The following is a 26,913-nucleotide window of genomic DNA, read 5'->3' on the forward strand; positions in this document are numbered from 1 at the left end:
CCCGGGAACAAGGCTGACGCACACGCCTGGCGGGAATCGGACCTGCCCGCCGTCGCGGCCGGGACAACGGTCATCGCAGACGGCGCCTACCTGGGAACCGGGCTGATCGTCCCGCACCGCAGAAGAGCCGGACGGCCACTCCTGCGCGGTCAGGAGGAGGACAACGCCGAACACCGACGCGTCCGCGCCCGCGTCGAGCACACCTTCGCCCGCATGAAGAACTGGAAAATCCTCCGCGACTGCCGCCAGAAAGGAGACGGACTCCACCACGCAGTCCAAGCCGTCGCCACCATGCACAACCTCGCCATGACAGGCTGAACCACCAGGTCGAACACCACCCCGGTTTGCCCGCACCCACCCTTCTGCAACAACCTTTAGGCGCTGTTTCTCGGATCTTCTGACGCGGGTGGGGTGTTGGGGCCAGGCTGGCTGTATGGGCCGTGGGGATCTGACGAATGCGGAGTGGGATCGGCTGGAGTCGTTCTTACCTCTTGGTGGTGCGCGTGGTGGTCGGTGGAGTGACCACCGCCGGTGATCAACGGGGTCCTGTACCGGGTGCGGACCGGTGTGCAGTGGCGGGATCTACCGGAGCGGTTCGGGCCGTAGCAGACGGTCTATAAACGACATCGTCGCTGGTCAGCTGATGGGACCTGGCAGATGCTGCTGTCTCGCATCCAGGCAGCCGAGGACGCGGCGGGTGGGATCGACTGGGAGGTGTCGGTGGACTCGACAGCGGTTCGAGCCCACCAGCACGCCGCCGGCGCGAGGAAGGTGTCCCCGGCCGCCGTTCCTCAAAAGGGGGCCGGGCAGGGGATGAACCAGGTCGATCCGGTACTGCGGAAATTGGCCGCCCGGCTGGAGGAGGTGGTCAGATCGGCGAATGCCTGGGACGTTCCCGCGGCGGATTCACCACCAAGATCCACCTCGTCGCCGACGGGCGATGCCGACCCCTCGGCCTCGTCCTGACACCCGGGCACTACGGTGACGGACCCCAGCTCGAGCGGGTCCTGGAGCAGGTATCGGTGCCCCGAACCGGAGTCGGCCGGCCTCGCACCCGGCCCGACCGTGTCCTGGGGGACAAGGCCTACACGTCCCGCAGAAACCGTCGCTACCTGCGACGACGCGGCATCCCGCACACGATCCCCGAACGCCTCGACCAGCAAAGACACCGCAAGAACCGGGGCTCCCGAGGCGGTCGACCCACCGGCTTCGACAGCGAGCGCTACAAGAAACGCAACACCATCGAACGCGCCATCAACCGCCTCAAAGGCTTCCGGGCCGTCGCCACCCGCTACGAGAAGCGCGCCTACATCTACCTCGGTACCGTCACGCTCGCAGCCCTCGTCATCTGGCTCAGAACATGATCCGAGAAACAGTGCCTAGTGCTGGCCCAGCGGCACGACCCCGGCGACCTCGGCATTCGGGATGCCTGGGAAGCTCTCGTGTTCACCGGCCGACGCTGCATGGAAGTGCTGAGCCTGCGGCTCGACTGCGTCAGCCGCCACGACGGGCTGCCCCTCCTCTGGCACGACCAGACCAAGGTCGGCAACTACGGCGGGGCGATTCGGATCCCCGAACGGCTCTGCCTCCGCATCAAGGAGCGCCAGTTGACGACCATTGCACGCTTCGAGGACCGCCACGGCTGCCCGCCCACTCTGGCCGAGAAGAAGCGGATGGCGCTGCTCCCCACGCGCGACCGCAACCCGCACGGCCGGGACTCGATCGCCTACACCACCTTCCGCGAGCGGTTCCAGAAGTGAATCCGGGAACTGGATCTCGGAACGTGCGTTGCCCACCAGGCCCGTCACACGCTGGCCACCAATCTGCTCCGGCATGGCGTCGGGCCTGCACCACATCAAGCAGTACCTCGGCCAGGTCTCCGGCCGCATGGCCGAGCACTACGCACGAGTCGCGTCGTCCGAGATTGAGGGGGCAAGCTCCTCACCTCACCCAGCCAGTGCATGAGCCGCGAGGCCGCCCGCGCGATGGCAGTGGATCTGTCCCGCCGCAGCACCCCCGCAGAAGGTGGGCCCTGAACCTTCCAGCCGGTAGTCCGGGGTGACGCCTGCCCCTGGGAGCTGAACTGCGAAGGCTACGACAAGTTCGTCATGTCCGGGGCCGACCTTCTCTACTGGCGCCGGAAACGCGAGCAATGGAGATCGCTCGCGGAACGGGCCCCGGACGACGCCACCGCCGACTACCTGCACCAGGTCTTCGAACCGGCGTCCCAGGCCATCGACGACCTGGAGGAGGTGCTCGCCGCACTCGGCCTGCTCGACCACGCGCTCGCCATGGATCTGCGACGCCCACAGGACTACTTCCAGCGGCTCTGGAGCATCGCCTTCCGCGTGTCTGATCTCGCGGCCGCAGGAGGACAAGACGATGCCCCAGAGCAGCAACCGGAGGACTCTCAATGACCCAGGCCCTTCCCGCACCACGCACAGCACAAGCGCTCCGGGCCCGCCAGCAGCGGACCGAGGCCAGTCTCCAACGGATCCAGGACACGGTTGCGCATCTGGCCAAGACCCCGATCACGGTCTCGGCCGTCGCCCGGCATGCGGACGTCTCCCGCACCTTCCTCTACGAGCACTCGCAGGCCCGGACGCTGGTGGAGGAAGCAACCCGCCGGGCGGCTGGGCGCCGGATCCAGGACCGTCACGACGAGCTCGCAGAGCGCGAAGCGTCTTGGTGGGAACGGGCCCTGAACACCGAGGATCCGCTCAAGGCGACCCAGGGTGAGGTCCTGGACCTGCAGACGGAATGGACCGAGGACGACATCGTGCGGATCACCACGGAGTACGCCATGTTCAAGAGGCGTGTCCGCGAACTGGAGCAGGAGAACCGGCGAGTGACCGATCGGCTGGCTGCGGCCCGTGACAATGTCCGCTTCGCCGACAAACGCATCGCCGACCCCGAAGCTCAGCTGATCGATGACGGATCTCCGGGGAGCGCACCCCCAGGCTCGTAGCACGTACTTTCGGGAATGGCGTACGAGGCTCGGGAGCGGTCAGCCAGGATGCTAACGCGGTCGAGGAACCTTCAGCCGGCAAGAGCCGCAAGGAGGAGAGTGCCGCTCTGGGGCGGCGGCCTGGGCCGTAGTGAGACCACCTGTGAAGCAGGTAGATGTACTCGGCTGTTCCGTGGTTCGGACAGGTATGGCTCGCCCAGCTCGGCTTCGTCGTCAACCTCTACGATAGCCGCTGTTCACCAGCCCGGCCGGGGTCGGCAGGGGCGGGAAGCGATCCCGGCGACGTCCGCCTTCTTGTGGAGCCGGTCGTGGATGACGAAGGCCTCGCGCCCTACGGCCCCCAGCTCGTCCTGGGTGACGACCCGGTCGTAGGCCGACCTGCTCGCCGTCCGCTTGGCTTCCGCCCATTCCTGCTCGGACGTCACGAGGCCCTCCCCTTTGAGCGCGCGGCGCGGAAAACGGTCACTCTAGCCAGTCGCGCAAATGCGGGACGATCACCGAGCCAGGGTCGGACTGGCGACGACGTTCGCCAGCGGAAATCCCGTCGCGCCCGGTCCTCGGGCGGGTTCCCGCCCGCGGACCGGACCCGTGGGCGGGATGCCGCCACCGGTCACAGTGTGTCGGGCTTCGTCCCACCCAGCAGTGCCCACAAGGGTGCGATGCGCCGCGTCACCTCGTCGGCCAAGGTGCCCCGGCCGACCTCGGAGAGTTGTCTGGCCAGGTGCTCCAGGAAGTGGGCCAGCTGCACCCGTTGGGTGGCGGACACGGGCGCCTTGAGGCGACGCCAGACGAGAACGGACTCGATCAGGGTCGGCCTCACCGCCTCCTCGGGTCCGCGCTCGCCCGGCCACAGGGCAACGAGCATCTGGGCCGTCGCAAAGCTTGCCGTGTACTTGACCGGGTTGATGTTGGCGAGCCTTCGGTAGCTCTCCAAGGCCTCCAGCTGGCAGGTGAGGGCCTCGTCGAGGCTGCCTGCCGTACGCAGCCGTCCGGCGAGTGAGGCGATGACCTGCGCGTACTGGCTCAGGTACGCCTCGGTGTCGCTCCTCGCCAGAACCTGGTACATGGCCACCGCCCGACGCAGCACCACCAGTGATTCCTCGCCCGCGCCCATCGCCTCTAGCAGCGTGGACTGCGTCTCCAGCGCCTGGGCGTGGTTCAGCTGGTTAACCGGCACCGTGTGGTCCATGGTCCGGTACATGTCGAACGCTCTGTGGAGCAGGGCGTGTGCGTCCTCGAGGCTGACGTGCATGAGCTTCTTGGCCACCGGCACCAGAGAGTGGGCGTAGAGCACTGTATAGCGGGCCGGGTTCGCGGCGGCCGCCCGCTGGTACGCCACGGTCACGCGTTCGAGCATGGCCAGCGCTTCGTCGTGCCGCTGAGTCTGGCCCAGCCGTTTGGCGGCTGCGTTCAGCGCCCCCACGAGCGGCCCGACGTATCGGGTGGCGTTGCGCTCCGCGAGTCTTTCGTACGCGTCCGCCGCACACATGAAGAGGGACAGTGCTTCCTCGTCCCGTCCCGCCACGACCGCCCGGTGCGCTCGCTTGAGCAGTTGCTGGGCCTTCGAGACTAGCTCCGGGTCGGTCCGCGCGGTCAGTGCCTGCCCGTACACGGTGACGGCCTGCTGATAGGCGGTGAGCGCGTCCTCCTCCCGGCCCGCGCCGGCGTGATCCTTCGCCTCCGACTCCAGGGTCTGCGCCCGCGCCACCAGCTCCGGTTCCCGCGAGGGCGCCTCTGTCCGGGTGAAGATCGCACAGGCGTCCTGGTACGTCTGAAGCGCCTCGCCGACGTGCCCCAGCGCGGCCTCCTGACGCGCCAGCATCACCAGCTGCGGCGCGAGGATGTCCAGAAACGTCGACGGCTTGTCGGCGGCCACGCTCCGGCGCATGACCATGGCACTGCGCAGGACCTTCAGCGAGTCCTCCGCTCTGCCGCTCTCGGCGTACCACTTGCTGAGTAGGATCTCGGAGTCGGCCAGCCGCTGACCGTATTCGGGCTGCACGGCACACAGCCGGCGGCAGACGTCCACGGCCTCCTCCAGGCGAGCCAGCGCAGCGGGCGAAGGTGCCTTGGTGCCCAATGCGGTGGCGGTGAGGAAAAGTTTCCGTTCCAGCTGGGAGAGGTAGCGTGACGGATTCATTCGCGCGAGCCGCCGCCAGATCGCCGTCGACTGTTCGCGAGTGGCCGTTGCCTCGTCCTCCCGGCCCAGGGCGGACTGGCGCTGGGCGACATCGACGAGGCGATCCGCCAGAACGGACAGGTTCCCGTCCGGTCGTGCGTCGGCGAGTACGCGTGCGACCCGCGACGCTTCTTCCGAAGCACGCAGTGCCCCTTCGCCGTCCCCGCAGCCGTCGAGCGCCGTCGCCAGCTGGACGAGCGTGCGGGTCAGCGCGTGGGCGGTGTCCGACGCGGGATCGGCCGTCTGCTCGAACAACTGCCGGCGGATGGTGACGGCGTGCTGGACCGCGGTCAACGCCTCGTGCTGCCGACCGGCTTGAAGCCGTAGTCTGGACAACGTCACCAGCGAATCCGCTAGCTGTGCCTCGGCCTCCGGGCCGACCGACCGCGCCTGCATGGCCACGGCGCGCTCCACCTGAGCGATGGCCCGCCAGTACTGCCGCATGTCGACCAGCCTGTTCGCATGGCTGACGAGGTAGCGGGCGAGGCGGGACGTATGCGCTTCCGGGTCCGACGCGACCAGATGCTCCGCGTACTTCACCGCCTCGTCGGCGGCCTGGACGGCCCGCCTGATATCGCCCTGGGACCGTCGCTGCTTCCGAACGCGGTTCGCGTACTGGTTCGCGAGGCTCATGAGTGCTTCTGCGAGATGCGGTTCGTACTTCTGCGGGTCCGCGGGGACCAGCTTTTCGCGGTAGAGCAGCACCACTTCCTTCATCACCGTCACCGTCTCGGCCCGACGGTCCTCCCGAGCCAGGCGGCTCACCAACGCTTCGAGGGCTTTGGCATGGCGATGGAGGTCGGAAGGAGCACCTGATTCGGCGGCCATGCGGCAGCGGTCGACGATCAGCTCGGCCAACGTCGTCGCCTGGTGCCCCAGCCTCTCCGTGAATCGTGGAACGACCTCCAGCAGTGCCTCCAGGACGTCCAGCGGCAGGACGTCCGGCTCGGCGAGCACAGCGTCGATGGCCCTCACGAGCGGCGCCGGGTTCTCGGTCTCGGCGACCACCGTGAGAGCGGCGACACCGAACCGTGCCACATGCTCCTTGATCAGCTCGGCCAGTACGTCGGCGACGTGGTGCTGACGTACTTCCGCCCGGGCCAGCACGGTGAGCAGGTGGTTGATCTGCCGCCCGGTGGCCACGTTCGCCGCGTCGTGCAGCAGCTGCGGCTGCTCCTTCAGCACGGTGCCGATGAGGTGTTCGCCGAGGCGGTCCGGTTGGAGCGTCCCCCAGAAGTGACTGGACGTCCAGTACAGATCGCTGATCCATCGCGCGGCCTCGTCGCTGCCGTCCTCCCCGAGATCCCGCAAGCCGCGCACTCTCCCCAACACCGACAGAGCCTCGGTCTCGTCAATGGCGCTCCATGCCGACGCCGAGGCGACCGCTCTCCGTAGCCCCTTGAGTCCGAGCGTCAGGCCCCGCGCCCTCGCCGTCTTCTCCCAATAGCCCTGTTCGTGGCGGAGCAGCACGTCCTTCGTGCGCGTGGCCGGTGAGGCCAAAGGACTACCCGCCTCCAGCAGGGCCGCCAGGGCGTTCATGTGCAGGGCCAGCACCGAGCTGTCGTCGGTGCCGTCCGCCCCGAGCTCCGGCCGCGAGGCCACCTCGTCCCGTATGGCCGGCCAGAGCGCGTCCTTGTAGTCGGGTAGCAACGAGAGCGCGTCAGCCAGTGACGCGACCGCGCTCTGCCACACATCGATACGACCGGCCGGGGTCATCTCCAGTGGCTTCAGCTCCTCGACCGGCAGGTCCACCAGCGACGACAGGTACTGCGACGTGGCCAGCCCCATCAGCCAGTCGCCTGCCGACCGGGCAAGGAGCAGCAGCCTCACAGGCTGTTGGGGGTACCTCAAGTGCCTTGCCAGTGCATCCAGTTGCTCCTTCCTCGTCTCGGCGTAGTCGACGACCAGCAACAAGGGGCGAGACAACTGTTCGAGCGTTTTCAGTGTCTCGATGGGAGCGTCCTCGGCGAGCCGGCCCGTAACCCAGTCCTGGTCACGGAGGCGGTGGCAGAGTTCCACACCGAGGCGTGTCTTGCCCTCGCCCCCGCCGCCCACGAGCAGCCGAGTCGAGAAGGATCCGGCTTCGAGGCACCAGCTCTCCAACGCTGCCAGGAGGTCGGTGCGGCCGTGGAACGGCACCGCCTCCACGTCCGCACGCAGCAGTGCTGCCGGCGAATCGGCCGTGTGTGGCTCCGGGAACAGGCGTCGGAGCTCCGCCGGCTCGACGACGCAGTTTCGGCCGGTTTCGGCCTTCAGCAGCGCGCGGAACTCCGGGTCGGTGGCCAGTGAGGAGACGGGCACTGCCGTCAGGCGTCGGCTGGAGAACCCTCCAGCATCACCGGCGACGATGCCGACGAGGAGGCCGTCGGCGAACAGCGCCGCCCCCGACATCCCGTGCCACGGAGTACTGCTTCTGCTCACCCGTGTAGGCGGATCCTCCACGCCTACCGCGTACCAGCCCGCCTTGAGACCGGTCAACGGGTTGACCCGGCCGCTGAGCTGCTCCGTGTCGCGGACTCCGTCCGGGTGCCGCTGCACGTCCGGGAATCCCGCAGCGGTCACCGGTGTGTTGATCGCAGAGGTCACCAGCCGACCCCACCGGACGGCCTTCCACCGTTGCGGCAGGCTCTGCTCGGGATCGGTGACGCGCAGCAGCGCGACGTCGAGATTCTCGCCGTAGCGGTGCCAGACGACGGTGCACTCGATGAGACCGGCGCCGCGGAGCAGGCGCACCCGCACCGTTCGTGCGGGTGCGCCGTCGACCAGCACCACGTGGGCCGCGGTCAGCAACAGGCGTGGTCCCACGCCGTAGGCGGAACCACAGTTCCAAGGGCTATCACCGGTCGTCGCGTAGACCTCGGCGATGAGGGCCGTGTCCATGCCGGTGCCCGGTCAGCGGGGCGGGAGTTCGTTCACCCGGCCCTTGATCTCCAAGGTCCGGCCTTCGCCGTCCTTGGGCAGCAGTTCGAGGCGCAGCCTGTGCGTCGTCCCGGAGGAGTACTCACCCTTGCCGTTGAGGGTGAACACCCCGAACTGGAGCTTGCCCCCAGAGCCGCCGGACCACCGGGCCTCCAGACCCAGTTCGACCTCCACCTTTCCGACGGAGAAGGACACGTCACTGTCCTCGCCGGCGGCCTTGGCGATCAGCAGCTGCTCCCGCAGTACCCGGACCGCCTCGGACAGTTCCATCCACTCTTGCGCCATTGGCCCCGTGTCCCCTCGTCTTTGAGCGTGGGCGAGCAGAATAGCCGAGCCGGAAGGTCCCTCGGGGCGAAGTCGATCAATGTTGCATTCGACTGATACTGACTCAAATAGCCCTTGCACACTCGGGGTTCGGTGACTAGGGCGAGGTGAGGGTAAGCGCTCCGCCGTCGCTGATGCCCCCGGCGGAGAGGCGGTCGATGACGTCGAGCGGCCCTGGGGCGGTGCCGCCCTGCCTTCTGCTGACCTGCGCATGCTCCGGCCGGAGCTGTCGGCGAGGTCGGCCTGAGCTGATGGAGACCAACGGGGCCAGGGCCGGTACGAATGATCCGTACCGGCCCCGGCTGTGCTCGTCTCGGGTCAGGCTCCGCCGTCCCGGTCGGCCGCCTTCGCGATCTCCTCAGCCAGCGCCTTGTCGCGCGCTCCTGCTCCTGGGGCTCGGCTTCGGTTCGGGCATGACGTGCTGGCGGCGCCTTGCCGAGTGGACCGGGGCCGGCGTGTGGCCCCGGCTTCATCAAACGCTCTTGGCCAAGCTCCGCAGCGCGGACGCCCTGGACCTCTCCCTGGCGGCCGTCGACGGCTCCCACATCAGAGCGTTAAAGGGGGCCCCAAGACCGGACGAAGCCCCGTCGACCGGGGCAGGACGGGCAGCAGGCACCACTTGATCACCAATGCCACCGGCATCCCGCTCACCGTCACCCTGACCGGTGGCAACCGCAACGACGTCACCCAGCTCATCCCACTCCTCCAGGCAGTGCAGCCCGTGCAGGGCAAGCGCGGCCGACCCCGGCGCCGCCCCGACGTCGTGCTCGGTGACCGCGGCTACGACCACGACAAGCACCGCCGCCTCGCCCACGCGCTCGGCGTGAAGCCACTGATCGCGCGGCGCGGCACCCCGAACACGGCTCCGGACTCGGCAATCAACGCTGGGTCGTCGAGCGCGCCTTCGCCCACCTGCACTGGTTCCGCCGCGTGCGGATCCGTGACGACTTCCACGAGGCCCTCCTCGCCCTGGGGGTGCACTCATCTGCTGGCGACGCCTGTCACAGCAGGTCCGAGCCCTCGCCCTCACGCAGTAGCCGTTCCCTGACCGAAGGAGCACGGTCGAGGAGCTGGCTGACCTGCATGCCTTCTTCGTGCGAGGTCACCCTCGGCAGCGAGGTGAAGTCGTCGGGAAGCACGTCCGGCAGGCTCACCGCGCGTTCTCCCGCACGCAGGGTGATCAACAGCTCACACCGCAGCTGGCGTGGAACGTCCGGGCGGTGGGACAGGCTGTTCCAAAGGGCTGGCCACAGGTAGTGGGTTCCGTCGGGCGCCGCATTCGCTTGCACCCACGCCGGGTCCAACCGCTGGTTCAGGCTGAGGGCATACGCCCGCTCCTCCAGCCTGAGCAGCGAGGGCGAATCGATGACCTTCACCTCGCGAGGCAGCGGCTGATCGATTGCATCGCCCCATGCGGTCCGACAGCACCCCCCGCCGGGCAGCCGTGCGCGCGCCAGCGGGCGTACCACTTGCCAGGCAGCGGCGGGAGATCCCCGTTTCCGCAGCGACGTGCGCGATCGGACGTCCGGCGTCGATCCGCAGACACGCGCGCAAACGTCCTTCGGGGGTCAGCGGTGCGTTCCAATGTCCCCCTGCGGGTGGCGCTCCTGGACTCGGCGGCCGCGTTCACCGCGAGCCCTGGGATCTCAGGGCGCCCGCGTGAGCAGCTGTGTGGCGTCAGCGTGCGAACTTTTCGATGGCCGCTGGGGTGACGGGGGTGAAGAAGTTGACGAGGTTGCCATCGGGGTCGCGGAACAGCAGCGACCGGTTGCCCCAAGGCATCGTGGTGGGCTCGCTGACGAAGTCGGTGACGAAGCCGGTCAGGTTCTGGTGAATGCGGTCCACGTCGTCGACGAGGAACTCGGTGATCACGCTGTGGTTGTCCGCCGGGCGGGCAGAGCCCGGGGCGAACAGCGGGACGGTGCGGGTGCCAGCGATCGCGAGGGTGGCGCCCGCGGTCTTGAGTTCGGCGAAGTCCTCGGTGGCCCACGTCGCCCGCGCCCCTGTGGCTCGCTCGTAGAACTCGACGAGGCGCGCTACGTCGCTGGTGATGATGCGGATCGAGACGAAGTCCATGGAAATCTCCTTGGCTGTGCTGGAGGCGTGCACGTCGCAGGCTAGGAGAAATAGTGGACAGAATCGGTCCAGTATCCGCATTAGGCTGCGAACATGCCTCGCCCAACCGCCCGCGTGCTGACCCTCATGGAACTGCTGCAGTCGGGCGGCACCCGGACGGTGGCCGAACTCGCCGACCGGCTCGGCGTCGAAGGGCGCACCGTGAGGCGGTACGTAACCCAGCTGCTCGACATGGACGTGCCCGTGGAATCGGTGCGCGGCCGCTACGGCGGCTACCGGATCGCCCCCGGGTACCGCTTGCCTCCGCTCATGCTCAGCGACGACGAGGCGCTGGCCGTGCTGCTCGGCCTGGTCGCCGGCCGCCGAGCAGGGTTGACGACGACGCAGCACACAGCAAACGAGACGGCATCGGCCAAGATCCGGCGGGTGCTGCCCAAGCACATCGCCCATCGGCTCGACACACTCCTGGAAGCTCTCGCCTTCACGGATCAGCCCGGCGAGTTCGACACCCCGGACGCCGAGGTCCTGCTCACCATCGCCGATGCGGTACGCCACTGCCGACCCGTCTCGATCCGCTACACCGACCACGACGGACGGCACAGCGAACGCACGCTGCACGCGTACGGGATCGTCGCCCATGCGGGCCGGTGGTACGTCACGGGCAAGGACGCCAAGATCGGCGAGGACCGAACCTTCCGGCTCGATCGCATCGCAGACGCGCGGACCCTGCCCGGCTCATTCGAAGCGCCCGTGGGACCCGGTCCGGCACAGCGCGTGTTGTCAGCGCTCGCCACGGCCGAGTACCGGCATGAGGTGACCTTGCGGATCCACGGCACGGTCGGGCAGATCCGCGCCCGCCTTCCCGCCAGCGTCGCAAGCCTGGAGCAGCACGAGCCCGTAGCAGGCGAGGACCGGGCAACCGAGCGCTGGCTGCGCGTCGAGCTGCGGGCGGAGCGGCTCGACTGGCTGCCTCCGGTACTCGCTTCACTCGACCGGCCGTTCGTCATCGAGCGCCCCGATGAACTGCGCGACCTCGTCACCGCCCTCGCCGATCGCCTCACGTCCTACGCCCATCAAGCCTGAGAGCGAGGAATGAATGGCATGAGATGGCACATCTAGCGCTTCTGTCTGGCCCCCTCCCGCAGAATGAGGGAACTCGCGTGTCGGGCCGGTAGGGGCACCAATGACGCCGAAGAGACGTCGCACCCAAGAGAACACGCCTGTGGCCCCAACGCCTGAACGTTGAGGCCACAGAGGGTGTCGTCTTACCGCTGACGTAATTTCGCTCGCCTCAACAACTCGATGATGCCGAGCAAGACTGCCACGCCTAGGAAATCAACCCAGCTATTTTCACGGAATCAACTGTTCCGGCGCCGATCACGATAGTGATGAGGGGTACATGTTGGCATCTCTACCGTGAACGACCTGGAATTGACGCCAGCGCCGCAGCCAGTATTTCAGGGGCCAATTTCATCCAGGCTGATCCTTTCGCACGCCCCGAATGAGGAGGAGGAGTGCCACGTCACCGCAGAGAAACATCCCGAGAAGCACCCATCCGCCCGTTTTCCCTGCAGCGACGGTGAACAAGCTGAAAATAATGCCGATCACGGAGATGATGCCGAATACCCAGAGGTAGCGATAGGTATGCTCTCTCTGCCTAAGACTCCAGCCGATGCGAGGCATTGAATTCTCCTTCACGGGTTCATTCTTTTAGGTAGCGCGAGAGGCTGTCGAAATACTCCTGGCCTCACTCTTCATTACCCAGATACGGCGTTTGAAGCGATCTCCCCGGTGCTCCATGAGACTGCTGCACAGGTGAGGCCCGCGCCGAGGCTTATCCCGGCCGTGGGGGCCACCACGCCCAGGGCGAGGACGACAGCAGTCGCGGTCAAGGTCCGACGAACGGTCGTGCGGGAATGCCGAGAGGGCATGCCAAAGGCACGTGAAGACATCAACTTCCCCCCACAGGAAGACAATCCCAGCAGCCCCAGCGGCCACCAGACGCACACAAGCTGACACAGCTCCCACACAAAGGCCCGGGGCCTGCCCCCGAAATCCCCCCGCACACGCCCCCGAAACCGGCCTCACCTCACATACCGGCAACCAGTACAAAACAGCTGGAAAAAGGCCGCATAAGAGAGAAAGGTCAACGAAGGGATCCTTCACAGATGGCCGGATCCGACTCGCCGCCGGTGCACAGCTTTGAGGCAACTCCCAAGACGTGCGCCGGCAGGACCCGGGGAACGTACGTCTCCTCGCCTCGCAACAGCGGTCGGAGAGAGGAAGACAGCGCCTCCTCTCCCCGGCCGGCGCGATGTCACCGTGGCCGCCTGAACGGCTCAGAAAGACGGGCTGGGCGTCCGGGGCAGACCGGCCGTAATGACACACGCACCACGGGTGTATCGCAGCGATGCCCGTCCGGAGCCCGACCGCACCTATCGCGAACTGCTGGGTGGTCCGCTGGACGGACTATTGAACTTGAATCTGTGATGTCGGGGGTCTGCCGCATGGTGCGGGGGGCCCGGATCGCGGTTCCCACGACGCGGGAGAACGAGGATGATGTCCGCGTGATGCGAGACCTGCCGCCGTTGTCCTTACCCCAGTACGTCGTGGTCCGTATCGGCTGCTCACCAGAGGTGCCCACTGAGATCGCCGCCGATCTGCGGGAGATCGGGGTCCCGGCGGGGCTGATCGGCTATGAGTACCAACCGCTGGCCGAGGCGGCGGTCCTCGGCGGGATGGACGAGAGCGGGTTGGTCGTCTTTGGGACCAGCGGCCTGTTTGGACACATCGCCATCGAAGTGGATTCGCGCCGCATCGTGCACATGCCCATGGCCGAGTCTTCGACCACCAATCACGTGAACAGGGACCTCGAAGCCTTCCACCGGTGCGTTGCGGCCACCATCGCCCGCTTCCCGTTCTACGAAGAAGGCGAGGAGGACAGATTCGAGGAGGCTGCGAGCGACCTCCGCGAACTCCTGGCCACCCTCGATGACACCGCGCTCGCACACAACGGGCTATGGGAGACCCTGTGTGACGACGTCGCGATGGGTGACTACGCGAACTGGGAGGACTGAAGCACGTCAGCCCTCCAGCGTCAGGCCCGTGGCCGTCAGGCAGCCGTCGACCAGCTCTGGTCGGTACTGGATCCTTTTGAGGCGACGCTTCACGGCTCGGGTGATCTGGATGAGGTCCGCGGCGGCGAGGTTGCCGATGTCGCGTTTGACCAGCGACCAGACGCCCTCCTGCGGGTTCAGGTCCGGGGCGTAGGTCGGTAGTTGGAAGACGGTGAGCCAGGTGGCGTTGGCTGCGAAAGACTCCCGTAACGGCGCGACCAGGTGCATGCGCAAGTTGTCCCAGACCAGGACGATCGGGCCGCCGAGCTGCGTGTGGGCACGGACAATCAGGTCGCGGTAGTCCTTCCAGCCGAAACCCTTCGGTTCGTCCTTACGGCCCCGGTACTCGCGGACCGCGTAGATCAGACGAGACCGCTCACCGGGCTTGTAGCAGGTCATCCCCGCCATCGAGACGCGACCCGAACCGCGTCCGCGTACGCGGACGACCGGAGTGACGCCCAGGCGGCCCCAGGTCCTGGCACGCGGCGGGGTCATCGACTGGCCGGCCTCGTCCTCGAAGACCACCCAGGCGTTGTTCACCGCCGCGGTGCTCTTACCCGCGGCCAGACCTCCCGCCTCCACAGCTCCACCGCATAGTCGTCGCGCTCGATCGCCCGCCGGGCGGGCTGCTGCCATGACCATCCGTGCCGTCGAAGCAGCCGCCACGTACCCTCCACCGTGTACGAGACGTGGAACAGGCGGCCAATCAACGTCTTCACCCGGGCCAGCGTCCACCGCTGATCGGCCCAGCCGTGCGGCAGCGGTCCGCGCTCCAACTCCAGTGCCAGTCGCGCTATCTGTGTGCCGGAGAGTCGAGGTCTACCGGGAGATCCCTTCGATGCCACCCCGGCCAGACCGTCCTCGCGCCACTGGCGCCGCCAGCGCTCCACCGACCGCTCCGATACACGCAACGAGGCAGCGATCTCCCGGTTCTTCGCGCCGGCCTCGAAGCCAGCCACGGCCTGGAGCCGGACCCGCTCGCGCGCGATCCTTTCAGCGTCGGTCAAGCCGCCGCCCTGCGGATATCTCACCCAACAGGACTACCGGCGCCGCCCGCACGCTGTCCCGCAATCAGCCCGACATCACCCGATCAAGTTCAGTACTGCTGGATGTCACCGGCTGATCTGAGGACATGCTCACCGGCGGACGCCTACCTAATGGCCCCGCTCAGAGGCGTACGGGCCCGGCGGCCGCGCCGTCAACACACCCGCCCCGGCACCCCCGAACGGGCCGCGCTCTGCGTGACTCAGCCGTAGCCGAGGGCGGCGTGCTCGATGTCCGCGAACACGACGAAGATACCTTCCGCGCGCCGTCCGTTGTCACGGAAATAGATCTCCTGGAGCCCTTCGGCGACTATGTCCCACAGCTCCTCTCGCCTGCACCGGTGTCCTGTGCAGGCGAGGAGACGGGCCCGCGTAGGCGGGTGGGAGGGCTTGGGTGATCCACCGGATGCGGCTATCGTCCGTCGTTCCGGGGCGGCGGCGTAGCCGAGCCGACCGCGCAGCGCCTCGAGGTGCGCGCGGCACCCCCAGTCCGCCCCGTAGCGCTCGCTCACCAGCTCGACCAGATCCCTGGTGCCGCACGTGACACACGTCGGCCGCGCAGTCACAGCGCCGGCTCGGGCTGCTCGGCGTACGGATTGCCGGGGCCAGGGGTCACGCGGAAGAACATCGTCGCAGTGGCACGGTAGCCGCGGTGGCTCGGCTTGCTGCCGGTGTGGCGCAGCGCCCAATCCTCCGGGCTGGTCCGCTTCTCACTGGCGTCCGACGCGGCGAGGCATGTTGTGCACTCCAGCTCGTAGATCGGCCCGGACGCGCCCGGCGACTGGTCCAGAGCAATCGTCCAGTCTGCGTGACGGATTACGGTCGTCACTGGGTCTGCTCTCCTTCACGTCCGGCGCAGGCGGCGGCGTCCTTGCACGCCCGGGGAAACCATGAGTACGCGGCGCCGTTGGTCGGCCGCGCGCGCTGCTCGCCGAGGTCCTGGTCGTCGCCGACGGTGAGGGGAGCCCGGCACCACACACAGTGCCATCCGCGCTGCTGGTCCTGGGACAGGCTGGCGACTGCTGGTAATTGCCTCTTCGTCTGCATGGTCTCGTCCCGGCTGTCGGCGGTCAGTGCCCCGACGGTACGAGCGCGCAGCGCGAACCGGGGGCACAGTCTGTGCCCCCGGTTCGCGTACGGGTTAAGCAGCGAGTAGGCCCAACTTCACGGCCAGACCCGCTGCCCGCTGCCTGCGAGCCGGCACCCGTGACTCCGCCTCTTCGAGAATGATGCGCTTCGCGTAGCCGTTGTAGGCGATCGTCTCCGGCGCGGCCGCGTGCGCCTGCTCGAGCGTGGCTAGGGCAACATCGGCCTGGCCGTCCAACTGGTACGCCCGAGCCTCCTCGATCCGGTGCCGGGCCCGGCGAGGCCGAGACGGGATCGTGGCGGCATCCGAGGCCGCGGCCTGCCGTACGGATTCGCCACCCGCGTGCAACTCGACGGCGATCGTTACGGCGTGCGCCCCCATGATCGCCTGGGAGAAGCTGGTCACCGGGTGGTAATACGACTCCGGCAGCCGCCTCGCCATCGAGGCGGCCCGGTCCCAATGCCGCCAGGCAGTGCCGCTCTCACCGCGTCTGGCCGCCGTGTACCCCGCCTCGAACCGCAGTGCGCCCGCGACGGCCAATACGTCATCGTCGGCGTCCGAGAGAAGGGGATCGAGGAAGATGATCGCCTCCCGGGTCACGGTGTCGGCGGCGTCGAAGTGGCCGGGGCCGGCGTCCCGGTGTGCCTGGGCGGTAAGCCACGCAGCGATGCCGATCGTGTGGGGGTCCTCCGATTCCTGAGCGGCCACCATCCCGCGCTCGGCCACCCGCCAGAGCAGCGCGGGCTCCGGCTGGTAGGCAAGAAAGAACTGCGCGAGGCTGTACGTCTGCGACAGCGCGGCCTGCGCAGCACGGCGCTGCTCGGCCCTGTCGCTCTGGCGCACCGCCATCTGGGCGTCGCGGATCAGACCAGGCAGCAGACCGCCGAGCACGGCGCGGTGGTTCGGCGCCGAGTGTCGAGCCGCCCACGCTTTGCTGAGCCGGGCCTGAATGTGTGCCGCTGAGGGCGCCTCGGCGTCGACAGTGAGAGCGAAGGCGTTGACCGCGGCCGCAACGGCAGCGAGGCACGGATGACCCGGCCCGGTGAACAGTGAGAGCGGGGCCTGATCCCCGGTGAGGTCGGAGAGGTTCTGCACACGCAGCACCTCGGCCAGCCGCAGCACGACCTCCAGCTTCGGCGTCTTCAGGCGGCCCGTCTCCAGCCCCTTCACCCACGATCCCGATCGCCCCACCAGCCCCCCGAGGCCGTCGCGGGTGAGTCCCCGCCGAGTGCGGAGAATCTGGAGTCGTTGTCCGAATCGGATCGAGTCCGCGTACGGGTCCGGGGTAGCATCAACTGGCATGGCCTTGCCCCTCTCTGAACAGCTCGACACTGTCAGGGTATGGGCAAGGCCCTTTCTGTGTGGGCCGTCACATGATCCTGAACGCAGAAGTGCGCCCTGCTGCTGGCCGAAGCCGGGGCGGGTGTCTTCATGAGCGGCGGCGGGAGAGCGGGCGGTCTGGCCGTCCGGAACACCCCCGCGTCGGCGGGGAGGACCCCCCCGTTCCCGGCGCCGAACCCGTAGAGCAACGGAACACCCCCGCGTCGGCGGGGAGGACGAGCGCACCGGCTTCGTGGAGGGCGCCGGCCTCGGAACATCCCCGCGTCGGCGGGGAGGACAGGGTCGCCCATCACGCGATCGCGAACGAGGACGGAACACCCCCGCGTCGGCGGGGAGGGCGCGGCGCACCGCGTGCAGGTGACGGTGGTGGACGGAACACCCCCGCGTCGGCGGGGAGGACGTGACGTCGTAGCCGTCCGCGTACGTGTACGGCGGAACACCCCCGCGTCGGCGGGGAGGACGGCGGGAAGATCGGCCCGCGCGAGTTCATCACCGGAACACCCCCGCGTCGGCGGGGAGGACCCGCTGTAGTCCACGGCGACGAACTCAGGGTCCGGAACACCCCCGCGTCGGCGGGGAGGACGAGCCGTTGAGGCGGTCGTCCATCGGCGTGAGCGGAACTCCCCCGCGTCGGCGGGGAGGACCCGGGTCAGTGCGGCCCGTAGGTTCACGAGTGCGGAACACCCCCGCGTCGGCGGGGAGGACGCGACCGAGGAGGCGGAGAGCGTGACGAAGCGCGGAACACCCCCGCGTCGGCGGGGAGGACGCGGCACGAGCCGGCAGCCTATCCACGGGTGCGGAACACCCCCGCGTCGGCGGGGAGGACCTGGCCTCCCGCTCACAGGCGACGGTGGATGCCGGAACACCCCCGCGTCGGCGGGGAGGACTGGGCGACCGCCTCGTCTATGAGCCGCTGCTGCGGAACACCCCCGCGTCGGCGGGGAGGACACGATGCGCAGCGTCTCGTCGGACCCGGTCACCGGAACACCCCCGCGTCGGCGGGGAGGACCGCGACCCGATCGCCGCGATCATCGGCACCGGCGGAACACCCCCGCGTCGGCGGGGAGGACGTGCTGTGGTTGCGCAGGATGACCAGGAACGGCGGAACACCCCCGCGTCGGCGGGGAGGACACTTCCTGACCTGCACCTTAAGAAGGGCTTTGCGTTTTCTTTCCCATTCTCGAGAAGGTGAGGCGCTCAGTCAGTCGCATAGCACTACCTTATCCAGTACGGCTCACCAGGTTGCTGAGGGCTGAGTCATCCAGCTCAGATCTCGTCGCAGGCCAGACAGCGAGGTGCTGGGCGGCGTTGAACGCACCCCCATGGCAAGGTGGTTTCGGTTAACGCTTATGAGAGCGACGTGGACGGTGCCAGTGCGGGAGCCGCTCCCTCTGCTGAAAGCCGTTAGCGCCCCCCAGTGTCAGTGTCGGGTGCTTGGATTTGCTCGGCAGCAGAATTGCTGCCGCTGTCGGCCGAGCCGCGGAGCGAAGGGGGGGCTGGCGTGCTGCCCAGGCAGAGCGTGCTGGATGAGTCGGTGTGGGGGAAGTCCCGTGGGCTGGATCCGGAGTTGCCTCCCTACCCGCTGGCAAGGCATCTACTTGACGCGGCTGCGATGGCGCTTCACTTGTGGGACGTGTACCTGTCGGCCAATCAGAAGAAGCGTATTGCCGACGGCATGGATCTGGCCGGAGAGCTGAATCGCGCTCGGGCGCTCGTCGGGTTGTGTGCGGGTCTTCATGACATCGGGAAGCTGTCGGGGTTTCAGTTCTGTTCACGGCGAGCTGTGCAGTTCCTCAACAGGAACCTGGCGGCAGACAGCGGGCGGATGAGCACAGGACGGGCCGGACATGATGTGGCTGGCATGACTGCCGCGGCCGAAGTCCTGAAGGTGCTGGGCTTCGAGGACGACGATGAGATGAGCGCCACTGCACGAGTAGCGGAGATCATCGGCGGTCATCACGGCCGCTTCCACCATCTGGAGAACGGCGTCGGGCCGGCGTTTCTCGGTGGCGCAGCGTGGGCGGGACAGCGAGCCGCGCATGCCATGGCGGTGCACGAGGCTCTGGGCGCTCCTGCGGCGCCTGGGTCGTTCAAGGCTCCGGCTGCCGTGTTGGTGACGGGGGTGGTGATCCTCGCGGACTGGCTGGTGAGCCAGGAAGGGTACCTGCGGCAACGTCAGCGGACGCTCGAGCCTTCGCTGTCCGCGCATTTCCGGCGTTCGCAGGCGGACGCGGTCACGTTGTTGTGGGATGCGGGACTGGCTCCGGTGGAATTGGCGCGTAAGGACTTCGCCGAGGCGTACGGCATCGTGGGGGAGCCGAATCCCCTGCAGCAGTCGGTCATGGATGAGCTGCCGGCTGCGGCGGGCTTCGGGGGGCGGGGCGGCATCATGGTGGTGACCGCAGCTCCGGGTGACGGCAAGTCTGAGACCGCGCTGGAGGCGGAGCGGATCCTGTCGAAAATCTTTGGGACGCACGGGTACGCGTTCCTGCTGCCGACGATGGCCACCAGCGACCAGATGCACGACCGGGTCACCAGGACCTTGCTGAACCAGTCCGGTGAGGGCGCCGGGCTGACCTTGGTTCACAGTATGGCGTGGCTCAGCAGCGCCTATGCCGACGATGATTTGGACGGCGATGCGGTGCTGACCTGCGACGGCGACGAGGCTCCGGCCGGGCGGCGCCGCCGGGAGGCCGACATGCGGCCGGGGCGTTGGCTGCGTGGATCGAATAGGCCGCTGCTTGCGCAGTTCGCAGTCGGGACGATCGACCAAGCCCTGATGGCCGTGCTGCCCGTGCGGCACAACGCGTTGCGGATGCTGGCCCTCTCGAACAAGACCTTCATCGCGGATGAGGCGCATGCCTATGACCCGTACATGCAGGTGCTGCTGGGCCGTCTGCTGAACTGGCTCGGCTTCTACGGAGTGCCTGTCGTGTTGCTGTCGGCCACCTTGCCGGGCTCGGTCAGCGACCGGTTGATCAAGGAGTACCTGCAGGGGGCAGGCCACAAGTCGAAGGCTCTGAAGCCCCGGACCTTCCCGGCGCCCTACCCGGGCTGGCTGTACGTGGACGGCGAGACCGGCTCGTCCACGCCGATGTCGCAAGCTCGCCAGACGGAGCAGGCCCGCACACGGAACATGCGGCTCAGGGTGGACGTCGAGCGCGTCGTCGACGGGGGTAAGGGCGCGTCGGACCGGATCGCGGTAATCAAGCGGCTGCTGACTCCGGTCGCGACGGAGTACGGCGGGACGGCTTTGGTGGTGTGCAACACGGTGGGTGACGCGCAAGAGACATATCTGCAGCTCCGCGAGGAGATCGACCCTCGGCGCCATGGGGATGGGGGCGACGTACAGTTGCTGCATGCCCGCTTCCCTGGACATGTACGGGAAGAGCGTACGGCCGAGGTCACCGCGGGCCTGGGCCCGATTGGACCGCGGCCGGCGCGGCGGATCGTGGTGGCCACGCAGGTCGTCGAACAATCCTTGGACCTGGACGCGGACATCGTCATCAGCGATCTTGCACCCTTGTCATTGCTGATGCAGCGGGCTGGCCGTTGCTGGCGGCATGAGAATCACTGGCTGAGGCACGGGTTTCCCGACGGCCGGGCCCGCCCCGGGTGGGCGGATGGGCCGCGTCTTGTCGTCCTTGACCCTTTGGCGGGCGGTGGGCGGATGCCAGTGCAGTGGGGTGAGGTGTACTCCGAGCATCTCCTCCGCAAGACCTCGCGGAAGCTGGCCGAGATCGAAGGTGGCGGCATCGCCATTCCGGAAGATGTGCAGTCGTTGGTCGAGGCTGTTCACGGTGACAGCGAGGACTACGACTGGGACGTCCCCGGTAGCCGCGAGGCAAAGGCTTGGGCGGAGCACAAGGGCAAGGAGACCGCGGAGCGGAGCATGGCCGCTTTGCGGTCCGTACGTCGTGCCCGACAGGTCGCCGAGCTCCACGACCTGCATGACCTGGAGGGTGAGGAAGACGAGTGGGAGCTGTCGACTCGTCTGGGCGCGGACTCGGTGCGCGTGCTGTGCGTCTACACCCAGGAGGACGGCCGGCTTACGCTCGACGCCGAGGGTGAGCAGCCGCTGCCTGAGGCGACCAAGGACGGCAGGATGCCGGCTCCGTCCGTCCGGCAGGTGATGCGCCGCACGATCCCGGTCCGCGCCGAATGGTTCCGTGACGGCGATCCTGTCACGTTTAGTCCGCCCTCCTCATGGGCCGAGCACCCCATGCTGGGAGACCTTCGAGTTCTCCGTCAGCCACTCCACCGGGGGAAGGCCCAGGCCGTGAAAGTCGGTGACAAGACAATATTCTTGGACCAAGACCTGGGCCTCGTACGCACTTAGAAACGGCGGGGCTGCAGATGGAGCACCCCCACATCGGCGGGGAAGGCGTTGAGCTGCTCTCAGCCCCGCGCTCTCCAACTGAAACACCCCCACATAGGCGGGGATACGGACGCGTCCTGGTACGGCGACCACCGCCCAAGGCTACTGGGAGAAGCCGCGGTACGCCTTGCCCGCCCCAGCCAACAGGAGCAGGCACGATCCGATAGTGGCGGGGTCGGGCCTCAGGCTGACGACGATCACGATGATGGCAATCACCAGCACCCAGGGCGCCGGCGAGGCCCAGGACGCGGGTGCGGTTACGACTCGGTGCACGAGGTCTCCTCGGTTCAACTCCGATGTGATGGGCGGTAGTTCTACCCGACATTGTAGTTCGGACGCAAGTCGATCAAGGCCCCCCTCCTCCCCTGGGATTCCTCTCCGCCCCATTCTCTCCAACCTTCTGAATCCCGCGATGTACATCACCGAAAGGTGCTCTACTGGTTCGGGAGCACCGAGCGGTGCCCCCTGTGTCAGTGGTGGCTGCTTGAATGCGAAACGCGCCTCAGGCGGCTGCTCGCTGAGGGCTTGCCGTGCCTGTTTGCGCTGATCACGTCCGTGGAGGGGCTTTTGATGTCTGGGGGGTTCGACCTGCGGGACGAGCAGTGGATTCCGGTGCGGCTGCTGACTGGGGAGTCGGTGCGGCTGGGGCTGCGGCAGGTTTTCAAGCAGGCTCATGAGATCGAGGACCTGGAGCTGCCGGTGCCGCCGGCAGCTGCTGGTCTGATGCGGATCCTGGCAGCGATCACGGCCAGGGTTGCCGCCGATGGCGACGACCGTCTCGATGACGCCGACATCGCCGAGAGCGTCGACGAGTGGCTCGATCTGCGTCGGCGGGTTCTACGGGCCGGGCAATTCGATCCGGAAGTCGTGGACAGGTACTTCGACAAGGACGTGCCGTCTGGCAGGTTCGACCTGTTCGACGTGGAGCGGCCGTTCCTGCAGGATCCGCGGCTCCGTACGGAATGTGTGGACCCCAAGGGCGCCCCGAATCCTTCGGGTGTGAACAAGTTGGTGATGGGCCGGCCGACCGGCATCAACGGTGCGGTGCTGTTCGGTCACTTCACCGACACAGCTCCGGTCCCCGTGCCGGCTGCGGAGGCAGCCTGGCATCTGATCGCTCAGCTTTACTTCGGGCCGTCTGGCCAGTGCACTCCCCGGCGTATCACCGGCGACCGGACCGGCAGTGGGGATGCGGGACCTCTGCGGAAGTCCGTCTCGTACTTCCCGTGGGGTCGTGACCTGTTCACGTCGCTGGTCCTGGCCGTGCCGAGGTGGCAGGACGAGGAGCTTGGAGAGGGTGAGGACGCCTGCCCGTGGGAGGGCGAACTTCTCGACCCGCTGAAGCCTCTCCCTGCGATGACCTGGCCGGGGCGGATGCTGACCGGCCGGTTCCGGCACGCCGTGCTGCTCGTTCCGTCCCCGGACGGCCGGCAGGTGGCAGATGCGTACATCACCTGGTCCAGCCACGCGCAGCCTCCCGCGGTGCGAGACCCGTATCAAATCCTCAACCGGCGCAAGGACGGGAATTTTCAGCCTCGCGAGGCTGACGGGGCCCGGGCGCTGTGGCGTGACCTGGACGCCCTGCTGCTGAAGGATGACCGGCAGGACACCCAGCGACCGCCCATCTTCGGCGGACTGCCCAAGACGCTGCAGCCCACGTTGCGGGTGCGCGCCTACGGGTTCGACCAGGACGGCCAGCAGAAGGACAGTATCTGGTTCGCGTCGACGACTCCCCGGGTGCTGACCTGGCTGGAGGAGAACGACAAGGGAATGGCGCACCGCGTCAAGCACTGTCACGCCTGCGCGGAAGAGGTGGGCGACCGGCTGGATTTCGCCGCCAAGGTCGCCTGGAAGATCGCCACGGACGCCAACGTCGATCCTTCGCCTAAGGCGAAGGTCAAACTCGATGCCCGCAAGCCCGGCCCTTGGGCCTCCGCTGCCCTGACTCGGTTCTGGCCGAAGGCCGAAACCGAGTTCTGGAAGCTGACCCAGCCTGAGCACCGGGCGGACCGACCCCTGGAACCGTTCACCCGAGCCGCGTTGGCGGCGCTGGACGAGGCGATCGGCCCGTCCAGCCGGGCGGACATCAGGGTGGCGCGCGCCCGGCACCGCGCCCGCACCATGCTCCTCGCGCTCCTGAGCTCCAACACCGGCTGAGCCGGCCCCCGACCACCCTGTGCACGCCGGCCGACGGTCGGCGCTCTCACCCATTCCCGCGTACCCAGGGATGCCTCATGACCGATTCCACGGCGGCCGCCGCGCCACCGAAACACGACAGGTTCATCTCCTACGTCCACAACCTCTGCCAGGACAACCGCACCCGTGCCGAGCTGCGCCGGGGCCTGGGCCTGCCGGTCGAGCGGTGCAACTACATGCACCGCTACCTCGTCCCCTGGCTTCACCAGCACGACGACGTCAGCTATCCGGACACCCGCCGGGCCTACTACGGGGTCGCCTCGCTGATCGCGGCGCGCCCGCGCGTCGCCCGGCAGACCGCGCCCGCGGACACTTCGGCCACCGCCTGGTACCTGCGTCCGAATCTGGGGTCCGCGCTCGGCGAGGCCGTCAAGAAGGACGTCATGAAGCCGGGCACGGCCGAGAGCGCCCTGCACCTGATGTCCCGGCAGAGCAGTGATGCCGTGCACCGGACGCTCCCCGCCCTGACCCGGCAGCTCCAGAGCAGTGGCATCGCGGTCGACTGGGCGGTCCTGCTGAAAGACCTGTCCTGGTGGACCCAGGACCGCGACCCGATCGCTACGCGCTGGCTCGACCAGTACTTCCGCCGGTCCATGCCCACCGGTGTCACCGACCCCACCACCACTCTTCCCGAGGAGAACGAGCGATGACCCTCTACCTGGACCTGAACGCCCTGCAGTCGGTGCCGGCCGCGAACCTCAACCGCGACGACCTCGGCTCCCCGAAGCAGGTGCGCTACGGCGACGCCCTGCGTATCCGGGTTTCCAGCCAGTCCTGGAAGCGGCCCATCCGTCTGGGCGTGGAGCAGGACCTCGGGGAGAAGGCGGCACGGACTCGCCTCGTACCGGTGAAGGTGCAGCAGGCGCTTGAAAGGGCGGGCTGGCCGACGGATCTGGCCGCGTTCGCCGGCTCCCAAGTAGCGGTGAGCGCGGGCAAGAAAGGCATCGGCCTGGAGGCCGCCGGCCACACCTCGGTACTGCTGTTCCTCCCCGAGGCGGCCATCGAGGAGCTCGCCACCGTGTGTGCCGAGCACCGCGAGGCCCTGGAAACCGCCATGACGAAGGCGGCGAGTGCCAAGAAGGGCACCAAGGCCCCGCAGACATTGCCCCCGAACACGATCGAGAAAATCCTCAAGCGTCGCACCGCATCCATCAGCCTGCTGGGACGCATGCTCGCCGAACTCCCGGACGCCAACGTCGATGGCGCCGCCCAGGTCGCGCACGCCTTCACCACTCACGCGGCGGAGCCGCAGCGGGACTACTTCACCGCGGTTGACGACTGGCTGGGAGAGTCCGAGACCGGCAGCGGGCACCTGGACACCGCCGAATTCGCCGCCGGCGTCTTCTACCGATACGGCACCGTCAACGTCACCGACCTCCTGAAAAACCTCGAGGGTGACGCCAAGGCCGCCCGAACCGTGCTGGCCTCCTTCGCCGAGCACTTCCTGATGTCCTTGCCGCAGGCCAAGAAGAACTCGACGGCGCCGCACACACTGCCGGACCTCGCATACCTCGCGGTACGTGAGCACCGCCCGCTGTCACTGGCCGCCGCCTTCGAAACCCCCGTGACAGCCGACCGGCAGGGAGGCTTCTCCAAGCCGTCCCGCCAGGCGCTGGACACCTACGCTGTCAACATCAACCGGCTCACCGGAGACCGCAACCGCCCCTTCCACGGACACACCGTCATCGACCCGGCCGAGAAGCCCAAGGGACTCGGCACCGCCCACGACTCCTACCACGCTCTCGTGGAGGCCGCCGTCGAAGCCGCGATCAGCGCCGCCAACAGCACGGTCACCGGAGCCCAGCAGTGAGTGGACTGCTCCTGAGGCTGGCCGGCCCTCTGCAATCGTGGGGCGAACGCTCAGCGTTCACCCCAGTGCGGGAGACAGCGTCCTTCCCGACCCGATCCGCACTGGTCGGAATGTTCGCCGCCGCCGAAGGCATCGCCCGCAACGACACGGCCGCCCTCAAAAGGTACGAACAGGTGCGGCTGACGGTGCGCGTCGACCGGCCCGGCGCACTGCTGGAGGACTACCACACCGTCGGCGGCGGCTTCCCCAAGGAACGCACCGCCGCCACCAGCGGCGGCAGCAACAAGGACGCGGCCGTCATCACCCGCCGCCAATACCTCTCCGACGCAGTCTTCGTCGTCGCCGTCACCGCCCCCGACGACCTGACACAGCACCTCGCGGCCGCACTAAGACGCCCTCACTGGGCACCGTACTTGGGCCGACGCTCCTGCCCCCCCGACGAGCCGTTCCTCCTGCGCCGGCACGCCGAGCATCCCGAGAGGGAGCTACTGACCGGAGTACCGCTCAGTTCCCCCGAACCTCGTGACCGGGAAGCGGAAACGATCCCGGTGCAGTTCCTCCGCGAGCGGCCCCTTCCCGAAGGCGGGCCCGGCGCGACGGCCGACGTCATCGAAGTCAACGACATGCCGATCAGCTTCGCCCCACACGGCCGGGCCCACGCCGGCCGCCGGCTCTACCGCACCACCGAGCCGGTGGACCGTGCTCTGGCAGGACCGCAGAAGACCCTGCTCACGCGTCTGATCGATTACGCCCACGCCGAGGAACACGCATGAACGACGAGCCGGTGATCGCCCGGATCCGCCTCAACCCGCACAGCCGCGACGTACAGAGAGACCTGCGCGACGCCACCGAAATGCACCGCACGGTAATGCGTATGGTGCCAGACGGCCTCGGCGACTCCCCCCGCAGCCAGGCCGGCCTGCTCTACCGCCTCGACGAGACCGACACCACCAGCACCCTCCTCGTCCAAGCACACCACCTCGACCCCACCCGTCTCCCGGCCGGATACGGACAGGCCGACATCAAGACCCTTACCCCCATGTTCACAGCACTGCGCAAAGGGCTCGCCGTCCGCTACCGCATCGCCCTCAACCCCGCCAAGCGCGAACGCCTCCCCCTGGAGGCAAAAGGCAAACGCGGCCGGATCGTGCCACTGTCCGGGGCCGACGCAGATCAGTGGTGGCTACGCCGGGCAGCTGACGCGGGCCTGCACATCCACGTCCTGACACCCACCAACATGCCGCCCATTCGCCCCCGTGGACAGAACCCCGACGGCATGCGGCACAGTCTGATCCGCTACGACGGCACCGCAACCGTCACCGACCCCGACGCCCTCCACGAGGCCGTCCTGGCCGGCATCGGACGCGGGAAACCGTACGGCGCGGGACTGCTCAGCCTGGCCCCCGCACCAGCCGCATGAGCGCACCCAGAAGGGGAGGCGACGCCCGGCGGCGCCTCGCCTCCCCCACCCTCGCC

The 26,913-nt window shown here is 68.0% G+C and carries 25 protein-coding genes, 3 pseudogenes and 1 CRISPR repeat array; of the genes and pseudogenes, 14 read left to right on the top strand and 14 right to left on the bottom strand.

The features are described from left to right. From ABZ565_RS32385 to ABZ565_RS32405, 5 genes and pseudogenes are all read left to right on the top strand, one after another. A partial coding sequence (locus ABZ565_RS32385; protein WP_361034935.1) for a transposase family protein occupies positions 1-318 on the top strand: 318 nt, incomplete at its 5' end. Positions 319-433: 115 nt separating this feature from the next. Continuing rightward, positions 434-1,364, top strand: a pseudogene (locus ABZ565_RS32390) (IS5 family transposase). A 78-nt stretch (positions 1,365-1,442) separates the two neighbouring features. Then, positions 1,443-1,760 carry a hypothetical protein gene (locus ABZ565_RS32395; protein ID WP_361034938.1) on the top strand — a complete coding sequence of 106 codons (318 nt, stop codon included), beginning with the start codon at positions 1,443-1,445 and terminating at the stop codon, positions 1,758-1,760. Positions 1,761-2,108: 348 nt separating this feature from the next. Further along, on the top strand, positions 2,109-2,417 hold the full coding sequence (locus tag ABZ565_RS32400) for a hypothetical protein (protein ID WP_361034941.1): 309 nt from the start codon (positions 2,109-2,111) through the stop codon (positions 2,415-2,417). Further along, a complete protein-coding gene (locus ABZ565_RS32405; protein WP_361034944.1) occupies positions 2,414-2,968 on the top strand; it encodes a DUF6262 family protein in 555 nt (184 codons plus the stop codon). Before ABZ565_RS32400 ends, ABZ565_RS32405 begins: the two co-directional genes overlap by 4 nt. Before the next feature lie 236 nt (positions 2,969-3,204). Here ABZ565_RS32405 and ABZ565_RS32410 read toward each other — a convergent pair whose 3' ends face one another. The 3 genes from ABZ565_RS32410 to ABZ565_RS32420 all read right to left on the bottom strand — a co-directional run bounded on the left by ABZ565_RS32410 (position 3,205) and on the right by ABZ565_RS32420 (position 8,351). After that, on the bottom strand, positions 3,205-3,393 hold the full coding sequence (locus ABZ565_RS32410) for a hypothetical protein (RefSeq protein ID WP_361034947.1): 189 nt from the start codon (positions 3,391-3,393) through the stop codon (positions 3,205-3,207). A gap of 185 nt (positions 3,394-3,578) precedes the next feature. Beyond that, on the bottom strand, positions 3,579-8,027 hold the full coding sequence (locus ABZ565_RS32415; RefSeq protein WP_361034950.1) for a serine protease: 4,449 nt from the start codon (positions 8,025-8,027) through the stop codon (positions 3,579-3,581). Positions 8,028-8,039: 12 nt separating this feature from the next. Then, a complete protein-coding gene (locus ABZ565_RS32420; RefSeq protein WP_361034953.1) occupies positions 8,040-8,351 on the bottom strand; it encodes a trypco2 family protein in 312 nt (103 codons plus the stop codon). Positions 8,352-8,785: 434 nt separating this feature from the next. Here ABZ565_RS32420 and ABZ565_RS32425 point away from each other — a divergent pair. Beyond that, positions 8,786-9,427: pseudogene (locus ABZ565_RS32425) on the top strand (IS5 family transposase); the annotation flags it as partial. Here the strand turns inward: ABZ565_RS32425 and ABZ565_RS32430 are convergent. From ABZ565_RS32430 to ABZ565_RS32440, 3 genes and pseudogenes are all read right to left on the bottom strand, one after another. Then, positions 9,392-9,766, bottom strand: coding sequence for a hypothetical protein (locus ABZ565_RS32430; protein WP_361034956.1), 375 nt, complete (start codon positions 9,764-9,766; stop codon positions 9,392-9,394). The pseudogene ABZ565_RS32425 and the gene ABZ565_RS32430 sit on opposite strands and share 36 nt — an antisense overlap. 71 nt (positions 9,767-9,837) lie before the next feature. Beyond that, a pseudogene (locus tag ABZ565_RS32435) lies at positions 9,838-9,962 on the bottom strand (helix-turn-helix domain-containing protein); the annotation flags it as partial. 105 nt (positions 9,963-10,067) lie between these two features. Continuing rightward, positions 10,068-10,466, bottom strand: a complete 399-nt coding sequence (locus tag ABZ565_RS32440; RefSeq protein WP_361034959.1) for a VOC family protein — start codon at positions 10,464-10,466, stop codon at positions 10,068-10,070. 93 nt (positions 10,467-10,559) lie between these two features. On the opposite strand from ABZ565_RS32440, the gene ABZ565_RS32445 reads away from it, so the two are divergent. Next, positions 10,560-11,549, top strand: coding sequence for a YafY family protein (locus ABZ565_RS32445; protein ID WP_361034962.1), 990 nt, complete (start codon positions 10,560-10,562; stop codon positions 11,547-11,549). 387 nt (positions 11,550-11,936) lie between these two features. Here ABZ565_RS32445 and ABZ565_RS32450 read toward each other — a convergent pair whose 3' ends face one another. Continuing rightward, positions 11,937-12,149: a hypothetical protein gene (locus tag ABZ565_RS32450; RefSeq protein ID WP_361034965.1), complete on the bottom strand. Its 213-nt coding sequence runs from the start codon at positions 12,147-12,149 to the stop codon at positions 11,937-11,939. Between the two features lie 824 nt (positions 12,150-12,973). On the opposite strand from ABZ565_RS32450, the gene ABZ565_RS32455 reads away from it, so the two are divergent. Next, positions 12,974-13,543: an SUKH-4 family immunity protein gene (locus ABZ565_RS32455; protein WP_361034968.1), complete on the top strand. Its 570-nt coding sequence runs from the start codon at positions 12,974-12,976 to the stop codon at positions 13,541-13,543. A 6-nt stretch (positions 13,544-13,549) separates the two neighbouring features. Here ABZ565_RS32455 and ABZ565_RS32460 read toward each other — a convergent pair whose 3' ends face one another. From ABZ565_RS32460 to ABZ565_RS32485, 6 genes are all read right to left on the bottom strand, one after another. Beyond that, the gene (locus tag ABZ565_RS32460) at positions 13,550-14,164 is read right to left on the bottom strand and encodes a transposase (RefSeq protein ID WP_361034971.1); all 615 of its coding nucleotides are present in this window, start codon (positions 14,162-14,164) and stop codon (positions 13,550-13,552) included. Then, entirely contained in the window at positions 14,119-14,613 is a 495-nt protein-coding gene (locus tag ABZ565_RS32465; protein WP_361034974.1) for a winged helix-turn-helix domain-containing protein, read from the bottom strand. The genes ABZ565_RS32460 and ABZ565_RS32465 overlap by 46 nt, the downstream gene beginning before the upstream one ends. 215 nt (positions 14,614-14,828) lie before the next feature. Continuing rightward, positions 14,829-15,137, bottom strand: coding sequence for a hypothetical protein (locus ABZ565_RS32470; RefSeq protein ID WP_361034977.1), 309 nt, complete (start codon positions 15,135-15,137; stop codon positions 14,829-14,831). Positions 15,138-15,187: 50 nt separating this feature from the next. Further along, the gene (locus tag ABZ565_RS32475; RefSeq protein ID WP_361034980.1) at positions 15,188-15,454 is read right to left on the bottom strand and encodes a hypothetical protein; all 267 of its coding nucleotides are present in this window, start codon (positions 15,452-15,454) and stop codon (positions 15,188-15,190) included. Then, the gene (locus ABZ565_RS32480; RefSeq protein ID WP_361034983.1) at positions 15,451-15,672 is read right to left on the bottom strand and encodes a hypothetical protein; all 222 of its coding nucleotides are present in this window, start codon (positions 15,670-15,672) and stop codon (positions 15,451-15,453) included. Before ABZ565_RS32480 ends, ABZ565_RS32475 begins: the two co-directional genes overlap by 4 nt. 94 nt (positions 15,673-15,766) lie before the next feature. After that, positions 15,767-17,014: a helix-turn-helix transcriptional regulator gene (locus tag ABZ565_RS32485; protein WP_361034986.1), complete on the bottom strand. Its 1,248-nt coding sequence runs from the start codon at positions 17,012-17,014 to the stop codon at positions 15,767-15,769. Between the two features lie 165 nt (positions 17,015-17,179). Next, positions 17,180-18,184: direct repeats of the CRISPR family, unit length 29 nt; unit sequence CGGAACACCCCCGCGTCGGCGGGGAGGAC. A gap of 370 nt (positions 18,185-18,554) precedes the next feature. On the opposite strand from ABZ565_RS32485, the gene cas3 reads away from it, so the two are divergent. Beyond that, on the top strand, positions 18,555-21,392 hold the full coding sequence (gene cas3 / locus ABZ565_RS32490; RefSeq protein WP_361034989.1) for a CRISPR-associated helicase Cas3': 2,838 nt from the start codon (positions 18,555-18,557) through the stop codon (positions 21,390-21,392). A gap of 141 nt (positions 21,393-21,533) precedes the next feature. On the opposite strand, the gene ABZ565_RS32495 is transcribed toward cas3, so the two are convergent. Continuing rightward, positions 21,534-21,704 carry a hypothetical protein gene (locus tag ABZ565_RS32495; protein WP_361034992.1) on the bottom strand — a complete coding sequence of 57 codons (171 nt, stop codon included), beginning with the start codon at positions 21,702-21,704 and terminating at the stop codon, positions 21,534-21,536. Positions 21,705-21,860: 156 nt separating this feature from the next. Here ABZ565_RS32495 and casA point away from each other — a divergent pair, with 156 nt between their 5' ends. The 5 genes from casA to cas6e all read left to right on the top strand — a co-directional run bounded on the left by casA (position 21,861) and on the right by cas6e (position 26,857). Beyond that, entirely contained in the window at positions 21,861-23,588 is a 1,728-nt protein-coding gene (gene casA, locus ABZ565_RS32500) for a type I-E CRISPR-associated protein Cse1/CasA (RefSeq protein WP_361034995.1), read from the top strand. A 77-nt stretch (positions 23,589-23,665) separates the two neighbouring features. Continuing rightward, complete coding sequence (casB, locus tag ABZ565_RS32505) at positions 23,666-24,277, top strand: type I-E CRISPR-associated protein Cse2/CasB (protein ID WP_361034998.1); 612 nt, start codon at positions 23,666-23,668, stop codon at positions 24,275-24,277. Continuing rightward, positions 24,274-25,437, top strand: coding sequence for a type I-E CRISPR-associated protein Cas7/Cse4/CasC (cas7e, locus tag ABZ565_RS32510; RefSeq protein WP_361035001.1), 1,164 nt, complete (start codon positions 24,274-24,276; stop codon positions 25,435-25,437). Before casB ends, cas7e begins: the two co-directional genes overlap by 4 nt. Continuing rightward, on the top strand, positions 25,434-26,210 hold the full coding sequence (gene cas5e / locus ABZ565_RS32515) for a type I-E CRISPR-associated protein Cas5/CasD (protein ID WP_361035004.1): 777 nt from the start codon (positions 25,434-25,436) through the stop codon (positions 26,208-26,210). The genes cas7e and cas5e overlap by 4 nt, the downstream gene beginning before the upstream one ends. Further along, positions 26,207-26,857 carry a type I-E CRISPR-associated protein Cas6/Cse3/CasE gene (cas6e, locus tag ABZ565_RS32520; protein WP_361035007.1) on the top strand — a complete coding sequence of 217 codons (651 nt, stop codon included), beginning with the start codon at positions 26,207-26,209 and terminating at the stop codon, positions 26,855-26,857. Before cas5e ends, cas6e begins: the two co-directional genes overlap by 4 nt. The last annotated feature ends 56 nt before the right edge of the window (positions 26,858-26,913 follow it).

This window comes from Streptomyces sp. NPDC016469 (genome assembly GCF_040632905.1).
GTDB lineage: Bacteria > Actinomycetota > Actinomycetes > Streptomycetales > Streptomycetaceae > Streptomyces.